Below are 13,799 nucleotides of genomic sequence, written 5' to 3'. Positions count from 1 at the left end.
GACTTGCTAGTTCGATTTCTTCGAAATGGCTTCGTCGAGAAGGCTCGTGTCGAGCAGCTTGTCGGCAGTGACGGACCTGTCCACCATGCCGACTTCCTGCCATGTCGCGATCTGCGTCTTCATTTCATCGAGGGTGAAGCCGCCCTTCGGATCGATATAGGTCATGGCGCCGCTGATCACAGAAACCGGCTGCTCGGTGTATTTCGAGACGATGGCCAGGATATCATCAGCCTCCTTGGTTCTCACCGGCTTGCCATCCGGCCCAAGCTGCTGGAATGCCGCGTCATAATCCTTGGCAGCCTGCAGCATCGCCCGAAGGAACCTCACCATCTCATCCCGTTTCGTGCCGATGACGTCGGCGCGCGTAAAAAACGATGGCCCGTTGCCGGGGGTCTCGTCACCGACATAACCGACGATCTTGCCCGCTCCGGCGGCAGCCGCCGTCGCAGCTGGAACAGCGGACATCACCGCCGCGTCGACCGCATTGTTCTGCAGAGCGGCAAGGATATTGCCGTTCGACTGCATCGTGACGATCTTGAGGGTATTCGGATCAACCCCATACTTGTCGGCGAGCCGGAAGAGGGCGAACTGGTGGGCCGAGCCCTTCGTGGCGATGCCGATCCGCGCGCCCTTCAGCAGGTCCTTCGGCGCCCGCAAACCCTTCTCGTAGGCAGCCGGCGTCACGACAAAGGTTGCGGACTGGAAATGCGGTTTCTCGCTGATCAGGCCGGCGATCACGCGCAGCTCCTGCTTGGCGGCCACATTGTAGAAGCCGGCGATCAGGCCCGCTGTCGCAACGTCATTCTGTCCTGCGATGACGCTCGATGTCAGATCGTTCTGGTTTTCGAAATAGGTCCACGATACGTCGAGCCCTTCCTTGTCGAAATAGCCTCTGTCCTTCGCGATATAGATAGTCGCCGAACCAGACGACTTGGTCGTCGCAACGCGGATCGCGTCGCGCGCAGCGGCACTCGACGTTGCGGCCGAAACGGACGCGGCAAGCACGAAAGCAGCGGCGAGAAAACGATATTTCTTCATGGACTCCTCCTCGGGAAATCATCGGCTGGATCACGTCACTCGGGAGCGGTCGATCAACCAGCAATCGGGGTAATTGGCTTTCATCGACACCGGGCTCCTCCGCACGGTGGCCAAATCGAATGCGCTTCGTCTCAAACGCTATATCCGAAGAATGGGACATCAAGCGTTCCAACGCCAATTACATGCGGTTGACCCGCAATAAGATTTGGTCGGCTTGCTTGGAAAGGAGGACTGGCTTGAGACTGTGCATCCAGGAACTGAAAAAGGCAAAATGCCAACGAGGTGGCGCATATACTGCAAGCAGCACTCAAGATGGCGTATTCAGGCCCGGGGTAGAATTGAGGCCTCGCTCTCGAACGTCCTTGCGATCCGAGATTTTTTGTCTGCCCTTGCGATGCGAGCGGCCTTCCGGTGCACCAGATCGATAAAGGACCTCTGGACCGTGTTTGGTGTCCAGTCGGGGCGCCGTGTGATGCCGAGCCAGTGCATCGGCTCGATTGGGCCGTAGGGTATGGCGACAATCGCACCGTTTCGTTTTTCGTTTTCGAATTCCAGCCTGGTCATCAGGCCCAGCCGGTCACTGGCGGACACGAGCAGGCTGATGGTGGACGTGGAGGATGCCTGAACATCGACTTTCGGCGGCATCACCAGAGACTTGCTGAACTGGTCGAAAGCGTCTCGGCGCACTGTGTTCTGGTTGGGTACGACCCAACTGTAATCGTCAAAATCCGACAGCCTTATGTTCGGCTTGTTCGCCAGCGGGTGGCTGGGCCGCGAAACGACGACATAGGGCAGCGACACCAGCGGCTCCCGAACAAGCGGGTCCGCCTCGGCGGGCTCGCAAAGGAGCCCTACGATAATATCTATCTGACCCCGCCGAAGAGCATCGGTCAGGGCTTTGCGCCCGGCGGTCTGGACTTCCACATGAGCGTTCGGAAAAGCCTGCATCAGATCATTGAGGACAGGTGCGACGATAAGGCTGCCGGTCAAGGGCATGGCGCCGACCCGCAGCCGGGCATTGTCTCCGTCGGCTGTGCTGGCGATCTCGCTCACTGCAAGTTCGATCTCACTCAGGGCGCGTTTGAGTTTTCGGGCAAATGCAGCACCAGTCTCGGTCGCGGAAGTCCCCGAAGCATCCTGGCGAATAAGCGCAAGCCCGGTCATTCGCTCGAGTTCTCGAACCGCTCTGTGCAGCGATGCTTTGGAAATGGCAGCACTTTTTCGGACATCTTCGATATCGGCACCGGAGATCGCCGACAGCGCCCGAATCTGCGAGTGCGTGATACGATCGGCCATCGAACCGAGTGTCCCAAGCTGAGTGCCCGCCTCCATCAGTGCGTCATCGATCTGTGCGAACATGCTCGAAATTCGAGCCCCCAGGATACCTCCCGCCGACGTAGCATAGGTGCCGACGCTTCGCCGTTCGAACAAAGGCACTCGAACCTGAGCTTCCAGCTTGGCGATCGCCTGCGTGACGGCGGGCTGTGTCAGGCATACGGCTTCCGCAGCCTTGCGCACATTCTGAAGCTTCACCACCATCTGAAACGCGCGCAGATGCCTGAGATTCGAAGCCACAATTCTCTCCATACTCTCCATCCCAAAGTATGTTTAAGCAGCTAACGATATATCGGGCAGCCGGGTTGAGCTAGACCCGCCGTATGGCCATCCCCTCAAATTGCCGAGAGCGTCTGTTTCCAAAAAGGGGCGGTCGAACCAATACCCCTCTTCTCACCTCAAATCTTTTCAGGATCGACGAACAGCTCCGAGACCTGCATCAATCGCGGCGTCATCTTCTGGTTCTCTGCAGCGCGGGCGAGCGCCTCGATGCTCGGCATGTTCTGCGCCAGACCATAGGGCAGCGGATCCGGGCCGACGATCTTGCTGAGCTTCCGGTATTTTTCATCCAGTTTGGTATTGGATGCTCCGGAATTGAAGCCCTCAAGCCATCCTGCCTTGGCTTTGGCAAAGGCATCGTGGAGCGACTTGGCGACCCAGGGGTGCAGAGCGAGCACTTCGTCCTTGACGACGATCATGCCGTGGATCGGATAGATCCCGGTTCTGGCGAAATAGTCCATCTCCACAGCGGGCGCGTCCGGAAGCAGCTTGGGATAATCGGCATCAAGAACCTGCCATCCGCCGGTCGGTGCTCCGCTTCGTCCTACCCCCGCGTTCCCTGCAAAGCCCGCAACCAACTCGCCATCAGCCATCATGTCGGCAAGCGAGCGGCCATTTTCGGTATGGATGACGTTCGGCGGCAATTCGAGTTCGAGCACATGCTCCTCGTCATCCACGACCCATGTGACCTTCGAACTGTCCAGCCCGAAATCTTCGACAAGCGCCGCGCGAAGCCAGACGCCTGTCGTGACCGAATAGGCTCTGACGCCGACCTTGTGCCCTTCGAGATCCTTCGGCACCTTGATGTCCGCATCCGGGCGCACGAGCAACGTGCTGTGGTTGAACTGCCGCATCAGGAAGATGGGAAGCCCGACGAACGGAGCACCATAAGCGCGGGCAATGATATAGGTCGTCGGTGCTATTTCGCAGACGTCGAATTCATGGTTGCGGACCATCCGGCGATAGGCGCCAATCTGCGGCTTGACGCTGATGAAATTCGGTTCGACGCCTTCTATCTCTATCTCGCCGCTGAGGATTTTTTCCGTATGCGGATATTCTGCGATCGAGATATCGAGTTTGACTTTAGCGACCAAGGTATCCTCCATGGCGTTTCCTGGTTGAACTTAGATCGTGCCGCCTATTGCAGCAGCGGCAGCAGCTCGGAGACGCTCTTCTTTGCGTCTCCGTAGAACATGCGGGTGTTGTCCTTGAAGAAGAGCGGGTTCTCGATGCCGGAATAACCGGTGCCCTGGCCGCGCTTGGAGACGAAGACCTGCTTTGCCTTCCAGACTTCGAGAACGGGCATGCCCGCGATCGGCGAATTGGAGTCTTCCTGCGCCGCCGGATTGACGATGTCGTTGGAGCCGATGACGATTGCCACGTCGGTTTGCGGGAAATCGTCGTTGATCTCGTCCATTTCCAGCACGATGTCGTAGGGCACCCTGGCTTCGGCGAGCAGCACGTTCATGTGGCCCGGCAATCGGCCTGCGACCGGATGGATCGCAAAACGGACCTCTTTGCCGGCAGCGCGCAGCTTGTGGGTGAGTTCAGAGACAGACTGTTGAGCCTGCGCGACCGCCATGCCGTAGCCCGGTACGATGATGACGCTTTCGGCATCGTTCAGCGCGGATGCCACGCCGTCGGCATCGATGGCGATCTGTTCGCCGGTGATCTCCATCGCGGGTCCTGTCGCGGTGCCGAAGCCGCCAAGAATGACCGAGATGAAGGACCGGTTCATGGCTTTGCACATGATGTAGGAGAGGACCGCGCCGGACGAGCCGACCAGCGCGCCGGTGACGATCAGGAGGTCGTTGCCGAGCGTGAAGCCGATCGCCGCCGCCGCCCAGCCGGAATAGGAATTTAGCATCGACACGACGACCGGCATGTCGGCGCCTCCGATGCCCATGATCAGGTGGTAGCCGATGAAGAGGGCGACGAGCGTCATCAGGATCAGCGTCCAGGCGCCCGCACCATTGGCATACATGATCAGCAGGATCAGAGACAGGATCGCCGCACCTGCATTGAGGAAATGTCCGCCGGGCAGTTTCTTGGCTTTGCCGTCCATCTTGCCGGCAAGCTTCCCAACGGCGACCACGGAGCCGGTGAAGGTGACGGCGCCGATGAAGACGCCGAGAAACACCTCGACCTTCATGATCGAAAGCTCGACCGGCGTCTTGTGGGCGAGGATGCCGGCAAAGCCTTCGAGCGCCGCACGCGCCGCCTCGTCCATCGGGGCAATGCGGGCGGCCTCGATATGCGCATTGAAGCCGATGAACACCGCGGCAAGGCCGACGAAGGAGTGCAGCGCGGCGACAAGCTGCGGCATCTCGGTCATCTGCACGCGGCCTGCCACGTAGGCGCCGAGCACGGCACCTCCGGCAATCATTGCCAGGATGATGAACCAGTGGCCTATTCCGGGTCCGAAAACCGTGGCGATAACGGCAAGAGCCATGCCTGTCATGCCATACCAGACGGCACGCTTGGCGCTGTCCTGTCCGGACAGACCGCCAAGCGACAGGATGAAGAGGACGGCTGCAGCGACGTAGGCCGCAGATACAATACCAATGGTCATGATGTGCCTGCCCCTCCCCGCTTCAAGACTTCTGGAACATGGCGAGCACGCGCCGTGTCACGAGGAAACCGCCAACGATGTTGATCGTGGCAATCAGCACCGAGAGCGCCGCAAGTGTTACGACCAGCCAGTTGCCGGAGCCGATCTGCAGCAACGCGCCGAGGATGACGATGCCGGATACCGCATTGGTCACCGCCATCAGCGGCGTGTGCAGCGAATGCGAGACGTTCCAGATCACCTGGAAGCCGATGAAACAGGCAAGCATGAAGACCACGAAATGGCTCATGAAGCTTGCCGGCGCATAGGCACCCACCAACAGGATCAGCGCCGTGCCTGCGACGAGCAGCACGCCCTGCTTCCGGGTCTGCGCCTTGAACGCTGCCACCTCCCGCGCGCGCTTTTCCTCCTGCGTAAGTTCCTTCACCTTCTCCTTGGGCTTTTGTGCCGCGATCGCCTGGATCTTCGGCGGTGGCGGCGGATAGGTGATCGAACCCTGATAGGTGACCGTTGCACCGCGGATGACGTCGTCTTCCATGTTATGAATGAGAACGCCGTCCTTGGCCGGCGTCAGGTCCGTCATCATGTGGCGAATATTGGTGGCGTAAAGCGTCGAGGCCTGCGCCGCCATGCGGCTCGGGAAATCGGTGTAGCCGATCACCACGACGCCGTTGTCGGACACCACGCGCTGGTCGGCGATGGTGAGGTCGCAATTTCCGCCGCGCTCGGCTGCAAGGTCGACGATGACCGAACCCGGCTTCATCATCGCCACCATGTCGGCAAGCCAAAGTTTTGGCGCGTCACGACCGGGGATCAGCGCCGTGGTGATGACGATGTCGATCTCGGGCGCGAGTTCGCGGAATTTTGCGAGCTGCTTCTCGCGGAAGTCCGGCGAGGACGGAGCCGCATAACCGCCGGTCGCAGCACCGTCCGCGGCCCGATCGGCGAAGTCGAGATAGACGAATTCGGCGCCAATGCTCTCGATCTGTTCAGCAACCTCCGGACGAACATCAAAGGCATAGGTGATGGCGCCGAGCGAGGTGGCCGTGCCGATCGCCGCAAGTCCCGCGACGCCCGCACCGATGACCAGCACCTTTGCCGGCGGCACCTTGCCGGCAGCCGTCACCTGGCCAGTGAAGAAGCGGCCGAAATTGTTGCCGGCCTCGATCACCGCGCGGTAGCCGGCGATATTGGCCATGGACGACAGCGCGTCCATCTTCTGAGCGCGAGAAATGCGCGGCACCATGTCCATGGCGATGACATTGGCGCTGCTCGCCCGCGCAGCTTCCAGCAGATCCTTGTTCTGCGCCGGATAGAAGAACGAGATCAGCGTCTGACGCGGTCGAAGTTGCTCGACCTCGGACGCCTCCGGCGGGCGCACCTTGGCGACTATATCGGCTTGCGCATAAAGGTCCGCCGCGCCATCCAATACCGTGACACCGGCCGCACGATAGGCATCGTCCGAAAAGCTGGCAGCCTTGCCGGCACCGGATTCGATCAGACATTCATAGCCGAGCTTGCCAAGCTGCAAAGCGCTGTCGGGCGTCAAAGCAACGCGCAACTCAGCAGCGAATGTCTCTTTCGGTGTCCCAAGTCGCATGGTGACCACCACTCCCCTAAACATATTCCCCGGCGCAAGGCGCACAGGATCGACGTCGCCAGCTTTCACGCCAGCGACGGTGTGTTTCCTAGCCAAGGCTTGATCGCATCACACCGGATGCGAACTCGACGACACCTTTTCCTTCAAAGCATTCAGCGGGCCGAAATTGCGCGGCGCGGCGCACATCAGGAAGCGGAAGCCTTGTTCCACAAGACGCGCAGCGTTGGACGCGCTCGCATGAGGATGACCCGCGACGACCCCGTGCTCGCTGCAGATACGAGCGATCGCCTCGATTGCCTCGAGAACGACCGGATGCTCGGTCTCGCGCGGATAGCCGAGTTCCTGGCTGAGGTCCCCCTCGCCGACCAGGATCACACCGATGCCCGGAACGTTGCGAAGCATATCCGGCAAATTATCGATGCCGGCCGTGTCCTCGATCTGCAGGATCGTCAGAATCTCGCCCTTCGGGTCGAGCGGCCAGACGTCCGAGCGGGTATAATATTCCTGCTGGGAAACACCCCAGTAGCGGGTGGCGACCATGGGCCCGTCACCGCGAATGCCGGCCGGCTCGTAGAGCGGCTTGTCCCTTAGGCGCGGATAACGGCAGGCCGCAACGGCGTTATAAGCTTCCTCGATGGTGCTGACATGCGGCCAGACGACGCCATAGCAACCCATATCCAGCGCCTGTTTGGCGAGAAACTGGTTGCGCTCCCCGCCATTGGCCGGAATGCGGGCGAGCGGCGTGATGGCCGGCGCCGGTGTCCCCTGTTTCAATATATGCCCGCGATTGAGCAGATATTGCAGACTGTCGCGAAGTCCATTGATATCCCAGCCGCGATGCTCGCCTTCGAAAACGACGCCGTCATAGGGGGACGATTGAAGCTCGACCGCCACCTCGATACTCATCGGCGCGAAGAGAGAATATGCAACCTCGCCGGCTTCCAGCTTGCCGATGAGGCCGTTCAAACGCTGCGGACTGCTCATGCGCAAACCGCCTTTTTGGCCTTCAACGCTTCCAAACGCCGTGCCAATCGGGGATAGACGCGCAGGGCATTTCCTTCGAAAATCTTGTAGCGCTGCTCGTCATCCAAGCCCTGCAATCCATCGATATAGCGTTTGGTGTCGTCGAAATGGTGCCCAGTTTCCGGATCGATCCCCTTGACGGCGCCGAGCATCTCGGACGCGAACAGGATGTTATCGACCGGGATTACGCGAGCGAGAAGATCGATGCCCGGCTGATGATAGACGCAGGTGTCGAAGAACACGTTCTTCAAAAGGTGCTGATCGAGCGTCGGGCGCTTCATTTCCTGCGCCAGACCTCTATAACGGCCCCAATGGTAGGGGACGGCACCGCCGCCGTGCGGGATGATGAACTTCAGCGTCGGGAAATCCTTGAAGAGATCGCCCTGGATGAGCTGCATGAAGGCCGTCGTATCGGCATTGATGTAATGCGCGCCGGTCGCATGGAAATTGTGATTGCAGGACGACGACACATGGATCATCGCCGGCACTTCCAGCTCGCAAAGCTTTTCGTAGAGCGGATACCAGGAGCGGTGGGTGATGGGCTCCCCGGCCCAGTGCCCGCCCGATGGATCAGGATTGAGATTGACGCCGACGAAACCGAGTTCGTTGACCAGCCGCTCCAGTTCCGGAATGCATTCCGCTGGGCTCAGGCCCGGAAACTGCGGCAACTGGCCGACCGGCGCAAAGTTTTCCGGCAGGAGTTCGCAGATTCGGTAAATCAAATCGTTGGAAGCGGCGGTCCACTCCGCCGAGATTTCCTTCGACCCGATATGATGCGCCATACCTGATGCCCGCGGCGAAAAGATCGTCAGGTCGCCGCCGCGCTCCCGCTGCTTCTTCAACTGCGGCTGAACACTCTCGACAAGTTCGTCGTCGGATATCTTCAGCGACGAGCGCGCCGGCTTTCTCGTTGGATCGGCCAACGCCGCCAATTGCTTGTCCCTGAACAGGCCGAGTGCTGCAGGCTCGGTCGTGTAGTGTCCATGAATATCGATAATCATTTCATCCTCTCCCAGATGCTCCCGCCACTTGGATTTGCAGGGACTCCAAGGGCCAACCTGCATACCCCGCATGTTGAGACTAGAGCATCATATCTCGCGTCTTGTCATGAAACAGCTCGTCGACCGTCAGACGCCTGTCGATCAGCTTCTGCCGGAAGCAGTGCTCGATGATCGTTTCCAGCGAGTGGCGCAGCGCGTCGATGCCGATGGGGTTCATGTCGACCCCGGCCTCGGTGACGCCGTTGCCGGCGGCCTTGCTGGCAGCCAGCATGTCGAAGAACTGCTTCACGACCTCCGGCCGTCGCTCGATCAGGTCCTGCGAGGCGACGACCATGTGGTTGATCGGAACAACCCTGTTCTTCTCATAGCCGCGCTTGGCATCGCCCTTCGGGTCCTCGATCACAGTGATCAGTCGCGCATCGTCCTTCGGCAGATCATTGCCGAGGATCGCCGCGTCGATATCTCCGGCCTGCAGCATGGCCGCCACACTGCTTCCGGCCGGCGCCCGCCGGGCGTTCTCCGGGTCGGAATATTCCGCAACGTGACCGTCCTCGAACGTGACCCAGTCGATCTTGTCGATATCGACATCGTATTCGCTGGCGAGAATGGTGCGTGCCCACATCACGGTCGTCTGCGAATAGGAGCGCGCACCGACTGTCTTGCCTTCGAGGTCCTTCGGGCGAAGCGTCGAATATTGCGAATTGCAGACGATCGTCTTGTGCTGGAAACGGGCAAGCAGCGCGACCGGCAGAAGCCAGATCGGCTTGTTGTAGGCACGGGCCTGCACATAGGTGACGATCGCCATTTCCGAGATGTCGTAGGCACCATTCCGGATCATCGGCTTGAAGGCCTTGGTCACCGGCTTGATCGGATCGAACTCGAACAGGTCGCCGGCTTTTGCCTTGACCGACGCCGTGATCGGGTAGTCGGCGAGAGCGACGCGGATCCTATCAACCATGACGCACGGCCGCCTTCGGAGCTTCGGCGAGTGCCGGATAGATCTGCTGCGCGGTGCCGCCGAAGATCCAAGCCTGGTCTTCCGCGCTGACATCGACAAGTGCTGCGCGGGCACGATCGAGCAGCGACTTCAGTCCGCCGGGCGAGGCCGGATGGTTGGAACCCCAGGCGATCTGCGAGGCACCGACCTTGGAGACCAGCAGCGGGAAGAAATCCGATGCGGAGGCATTCGCCTTTTCGAGCGCCTCGAGCGCGCGCACCGTCAGCTTGAAATAGATGTTCGGGTTCTGGGCGAGGTCGAACAACCGCGCCGCATTCGGAAACTCCTTGCCGCCGGAGAGGTCCGGGCGGGCCAGATGATCGAGCACGATCTTGATCTTCGGGAAGCGATTGATGATGGTCACCAGATCGTCGATCCCTTCCTGAGTCATCTGCATGCAGACCGGCAGGCCGATCTCTTCTGCATGCGCCCAGGCCTTGTAGGTCCTCGGATCGGCGAACCAGGTCGCCTGACCCGGCATCGTGCTGCCGGTGGTGAAGAGGCGAAGGCCGGTCAGGCCCTTGGCCATCCATTCATCGATCTTGGCGACGGCATCGTCGGCGAGGATATCAACCGAGCCGACCGCCGTGAACTTGTCCGGATGAGCCGCGACGGCATCGATGACATAGCTGTTGTCGTGGCCGTAGCAGGTCGAAGCCTGGACGATCGCGGCCTTGTCGACACCAGCCTCGGCCATGTCGAGCAACATCTGTTCATAGGAAACCGGACGCTCCGCCGACCAGTCCGACTGATGGCCGCCGAGCGGCGCACGAGGATAACGGGCGAGATCGGTGGAGATGATGTGCGGGTGGATATCGATGACCGTCGGTTGCATTGCTGAGATGTCCTTGTTGAAGTCTTTGTGTGTTTGGGGCGTGATCCGGAGTGCTCCGGGCCTCGCTGGATAAATCGGCCCACTAGGCCGTCAACGGCCATCGGTTTTGGCTACATCTTCATGAACAGAAAATGCCGTTGCTGCTTCGGCCGGGGTTTGAGATACGTCCTCCGGAGCAATCCGGCTCGATCATATTCATTCTGCCATAACAACTTTCGATCTCACGGCAACTCCTCGGGAGTTAAATTGCCCGAAAAGTTGGCTTCTGCAAAATTAAATGGCTGATCGCAGTCATCAGTTTTTGCTACAAATCGCGATATGGATGCGCTCGATCCAAGATGCCGAACCACATTCGTGATAAGCTTTCACAGCTATCGGCGGTTCGGCTGAAAGCAAAAATCCGGGCGGTGGGATACCCGCCCGGAAAACTCCTGGATACGAGACTGCGGAGGATCGCCTATTCGTCGTCCGTGAAGCGCCACGGCGCAACCCAGTGTTCGAAGCGCAGCGCGATCGTCGTGTAAACGACGCCCATCAGCATCAGGCACAGGATCGGAACGAACATCGCAGCAGTCTCGAACTGGTTGCCGTACTTGATAATCAGTGCGCCTAGACCGTTGATGGCGGTGAAGAACTCCGCCACGACCATGCCGATGATGGCGCGGCCGATACCGAGGCGAATGCCGGTCATCATGAAGGGCAGCGCTGCCGGCAGGATGATCTTTCCGAAGATCTGCCGTTCCGTCGCGGCAAATGCAGTACCGACATCGACCAGTTGGCTCGCGACGTTTCTGACGCCGCTGGCCGTGTTGATCAGCACCGGGAAGACCGCGAGGATGAAGACGATGAACAGCTTGGCGGGAAAGCCCAGGCCGAACCAGAGGATGACGAGCGGCGTGATCGCCACCAGCGGCGTTGCGTAGAGCGCATTGACCAGCCAGTCGGTCGCGGCATCGACATAACGATAACGGCCGATCAGCAGGCCGAGAACGATACCGACGACACTGGCCAGCACGAAACCGATCGTCAGCGTCTTCATGCTCTCCAGAAACGCTTTCAGCAGCTCGCCGCTCATGATCATGCGGGAGGCGGCGCGAACGATATCGCTCGGATAGGCCATGAAAAGCGGGTTGACCTGCCGCCCTAGGATTTCCCAAAGCGCCAGAACGACTACGATCGATGCAAGGCGGACGAGCCAGTAGCGTCGAACAGGCGCAACGGGCTCCAGATCCTCGATCATGTCATCGGCTGCGCCGGCGGTATTGGCTGCCAAAGTCGTGTTGGTCATGTTCAAATTCTCCAATCCAATCTTTGTCAGGCGTTTGCCGGCGTGCTGCGGATCAGGTCCCAGATACGGGTGCGGATCGCCTGGAATTGCGGATCGCCGCGCATCACCGGCAGTTCCGGCCGTTCCGACGAGAAGGGCAGCGTGATGACTTCCTTCACCCTGCCCGGTTTTGCACCAAGAACGATGATACGGTTCGACAGGTAGATCGCTTCATCAAGGTCGTGGGTCACGAAAAGGATGGTCTTGCGGGTCTCCGCCTGGATGCGCAGCAATTCCTTTTGCAGCACTTCGCGTGTCTGTGCGTCGAGAGCGCTGAAGGGCTCGTCCATCAGCAGAATAGAAGGGTCGATCGCCAGCGCCCGTGCCAGACCGATGCGCTGCTGCATGCCGCCGGACAGTTGATGCGGGAACTGCTCGGCCGCATGTCCAAGCCCGACAAGCGCCAGAAGCGTCTTGGCACGCGCGACGCGATCCGCGGCAGACATGCCCTGAAGCTCAAGGCCGAACTCGACATTTTCGCGCGCGGTGCGCCACGGAAGCAGGCTCGGCTGCTGGAACACGAAGCCGCGGTCTCGGCCGGCACTCTTCACTTCCTTGCCATCGACGCTGATCGCTCCGGCATCGTGGCGGATCAACCCCTGAATTATCCGAAGCAGGGTCGTCTTGCCGCAACCGCTTTCGCCGATCAGCGACACGACCTCGTTTTCATAGACGTCAAAGCTGATGTCGCGCAGCACCGGCAGTAGCGAACTTGGCTGGCCGGCGGCATTGCGGATGCGGAATGTCTTGTTGATCTTGGAGACACCGAGCTTGACCTTCTGGGAAGGGTTGACGGTCATCAAATCCTCTTTCTTCAAAGCAGCCTGGTTCATCGGCCGAGCTCCCGGGTTTTGTCGTGGAAGAGTTCATCGACGGTGAGCCGACGATCGATCAGTTTCTGTTCCAGGCAGTGCTCGACGACTGCCTCGAGCGAATGACGAAGCGTGTCGATGCCGATCGGGTTGATGTCGAGGCCGGCATCCGTCGCGCCGTGACCGGCCGCCTTGCTGGCGACCAGCATGTCGAAGAACTGCCTGACGATCTCGGGCCGCTGTTCGATCAGGGCCTGCGAGGCGACGACCATGTGATTGATCGGAATGACCCTGTTGCTCTCGTAGCCCCGCTTGGAATCGCCCTTCGGGTCCTCGATGACCGTGATCAGACGCGGGTCATCCTTCGGCAGGTCATTGCCCATAATACCGGCATCGATCTGGCCGGCCTGCAGCATGGCCGCGACAGTGTTGCCCTCCGGCGCGCGGCGCGCATTCGGCGGGTCGGAATATTCCGCAAGGTGCCCGTCTTCGAAGGTGAGCCAGTTGATCCTGCTCAGATCGACCCCGTATTCGGCGGAAAGAATGCCGCGTGCCCACATGACCGTTGTCTGCGAATAGGAGCGGATGCCGACCGTCTTGCCTTCGAGATCCTTGGGACGCAGCGTCGAATATTCCGAATTGGAGACGATCGTCTTGTGCTGGAACCGCGCCAGCAGTGCCGCCGGCAATAGCCAGATCGGCTTGTCGAACGCCCGTGCCTGCACATAGGTCGCGATCGCCATTTCCGAGATATCGTAGGCATTCTTGCGGATCATCGGCTTGAAAGCCTTGGTGATCGGCACGATGTCCTCGAACTCGAAGCGGCCGCCGGTCTCAGTAGTGCCATTCTTCTTGATCGGCAGCGTGATCGGATAATCACCGAGTGCGATGCGGATCCTATCGGTCGCCACAAGATCAGCCACGACGCGCCACCGCTTTTGAACCTGCCGCGGACGCGGAAAAGGCTGATTGAAGGAAATTGA

General features: G+C 60.0%; 12 protein-coding genes. All 12 read right to left on the bottom strand.

Features of this window, described 5'->3' with window-relative positions; translation table 11 throughout:
* Window positions 1–6: 6 nt before the first annotated feature.
* The 12 genes from OLZ32_RS23215 to OLZ32_RS23160 all read right to left on the bottom strand — a co-directional run bounded on the left by OLZ32_RS23215 (window position 7) and on the right by OLZ32_RS23160 (window position 13,739).
* Window positions 7–1,038, bottom strand: a complete 1,032-nt coding sequence (locus OLZ32_RS23215; RefSeq protein ID WP_264422922.1) for an ABC transporter substrate-binding protein — start codon at window positions 1,036–1,038, stop codon at window positions 7–9.
* A gap of 321 nt (window positions 1,039–1,359) precedes the next feature.
* Window positions 1,360–2,634 carry a LysR family transcriptional regulator gene (locus tag OLZ32_RS23210; protein WP_264422920.1) on the bottom strand — a complete coding sequence of 425 codons (1,275 nt, stop codon included), beginning with the start codon at window positions 2,632–2,634 and terminating at the stop codon, window positions 1,360–1,362.
* Window positions 2,635–2,771: 137 nt separating this feature from the next.
* Window positions 2,772–3,758 carry a PhnD/SsuA/transferrin family substrate-binding protein gene (locus OLZ32_RS23205; RefSeq protein WP_264422918.1) on the bottom strand — a complete coding sequence of 329 codons (987 nt, stop codon included), beginning with the start codon at window positions 3,756–3,758 and terminating at the stop codon, window positions 2,772–2,774.
* Between the two features lie 32 nt (window positions 3,759–3,790).
* Window positions 3,791–5,224: an NAD(P)(+) transhydrogenase (Re/Si-specific) subunit beta gene (locus OLZ32_RS23200; protein ID WP_264422916.1), complete on the bottom strand. Its 1,434-nt coding sequence runs from the start codon at window positions 5,222–5,224 to the stop codon at window positions 3,791–3,793.
* Window positions 5,225–5,246: 22 nt separating this feature from the next.
* Window positions 5,247–6,821 carry a Re/Si-specific NAD(P)(+) transhydrogenase subunit alpha gene (locus OLZ32_RS23195; protein ID WP_264422914.1) on the bottom strand — a complete coding sequence of 525 codons (1,575 nt, stop codon included), beginning with the start codon at window positions 6,819–6,821 and terminating at the stop codon, window positions 5,247–5,249.
* 108 nt (window positions 6,822–6,929) lie between these two features.
* Complete coding sequence (locus tag OLZ32_RS23190) at window positions 6,930–7,805, bottom strand: HpcH/HpaI aldolase family protein (RefSeq protein WP_264422912.1); 876 nt, start codon at window positions 7,803–7,805, stop codon at window positions 6,930–6,932.
* Window positions 7,802–8,845: an amidohydrolase family protein gene (locus tag OLZ32_RS23185; RefSeq protein ID WP_264422910.1), complete on the bottom strand. Its 1,044-nt coding sequence runs from the start codon at window positions 8,843–8,845 to the stop codon at window positions 7,802–7,804. Before OLZ32_RS23185 ends, OLZ32_RS23190 begins: the two co-directional genes overlap by 4 nt.
* Window positions 8,846–8,924: 79 nt before the next feature.
* Window positions 8,925–9,803, bottom strand: coding sequence for a phosphate/phosphite/phosphonate ABC transporter substrate-binding protein (locus OLZ32_RS23180; RefSeq protein WP_264422909.1), 879 nt, complete (start codon window positions 9,801–9,803; stop codon window positions 8,925–8,927).
* The gene (locus OLZ32_RS23175) at window positions 9,796–10,677 is read right to left on the bottom strand and encodes an amidohydrolase family protein (RefSeq protein ID WP_264422906.1); all 882 of its coding nucleotides are present in this window, start codon (window positions 10,675–10,677) and stop codon (window positions 9,796–9,798) included. The genes OLZ32_RS23180 and OLZ32_RS23175 overlap by 8 nt, the downstream gene beginning before the upstream one ends.
* Window positions 10,678–11,134: 457 nt before the next feature.
* Window positions 11,135–11,965, bottom strand: a complete 831-nt coding sequence (locus OLZ32_RS23170; RefSeq protein ID WP_264422903.1) for an ABC transporter permease — start codon at window positions 11,963–11,965, stop codon at window positions 11,135–11,137.
* Window positions 11,966–11,991: 26 nt separating this feature from the next.
* Window positions 11,992–12,837, bottom strand: coding sequence for an ABC transporter ATP-binding protein (locus OLZ32_RS23165; RefSeq protein WP_264422901.1), 846 nt, complete (start codon window positions 12,835–12,837; stop codon window positions 11,992–11,994).
* The gene (locus OLZ32_RS23160; protein WP_264422899.1) at window positions 12,834–13,739 is read right to left on the bottom strand and encodes a substrate-binding domain-containing protein; all 906 of its coding nucleotides are present in this window, start codon (window positions 13,737–13,739) and stop codon (window positions 12,834–12,836) included. The genes OLZ32_RS23165 and OLZ32_RS23160 overlap by 4 nt, the downstream gene beginning before the upstream one ends.
* Window positions 13,740–13,799: the final 60 nt, after the last annotated feature.

The organism is Rhizobium acaciae (assembly GCF_025941625.1).
Classification (GTDB): domain Bacteria; phylum Pseudomonadota; class Alphaproteobacteria; order Rhizobiales; family Rhizobiaceae; genus Rhizobium; species Rhizobium acaciae.
The sequence above is the reverse complement of the archived record's forward strand: the minus strand, read 5'-3'. Positions and strand labels throughout refer to the sequence as shown.

Excerpts from the sequence above, each read along its gene's own strand:
- OLZ32_RS23215 (WP_264422922.1), bottom strand. The coding sequence starts at position 1,038 with ATGAAGAAATATCGTTTTCTCGCCGCTGCTTTCGTGCTTGCCGCGTCC.
- OLZ32_RS23210 (WP_264422920.1), bottom strand. The coding sequence starts at position 2,634 with ATGGAGAGTATGGAGAGAATTGTGGCTTCGAATCTCAGGCATCTGCGC.
- OLZ32_RS23205 (WP_264422918.1), bottom strand. The coding sequence starts at position 3,758 with ATGGAGGATACCTTGGTCGCTAAAGTCAAACTCGATATCTCGATCGCA.
- OLZ32_RS23200 (WP_264422916.1), bottom strand. The coding sequence starts at position 5,224 with ATGACCATTGGTATTGTATCTGCGGCCTACGTCGCTGCAGCCGTCCTC.
- OLZ32_RS23195 (WP_264422914.1), bottom strand. The coding sequence starts at position 6,821 with ATGCGACTTGGGACACCGAAAGAGACATTCGCTGCTGAGTTGCGCGTT.
- OLZ32_RS23190 (WP_264422912.1), bottom strand. The coding sequence starts at position 7,805 with ATGAGCAGTCCGCAGCGTTTGAACGGCCTCATCGGCAAGCTGGAAGCC.
- OLZ32_RS23185 (WP_264422910.1), bottom strand. The coding sequence starts at position 8,845 with ATGATTATCGATATTCATGGACACTACACGACCGAGCCTGCAGCACTC.
- OLZ32_RS23180 (WP_264422909.1), bottom strand. The coding sequence starts at position 9,803 with ATGGTTGATAGGATCCGCGTCGCTCTCGCCGACTACCCGATCACGGCG.
- OLZ32_RS23175 (WP_264422906.1), bottom strand. The coding sequence starts at position 10,677 with ATGCAACCGACGGTCATCGATATCCACCCGCACATCATCTCCACCGAT.
- OLZ32_RS23170 (WP_264422903.1), bottom strand. The coding sequence starts at position 11,965 with ATGACCAACACGACTTTGGCAGCCAATACCGCCGGCGCAGCCGATGAC.
- OLZ32_RS23165 (WP_264422901.1), bottom strand. The coding sequence starts at position 12,837 with ATGAACCAGGCTGCTTTGAAGAAAGAGGATTTGATGACCGTCAACCCT.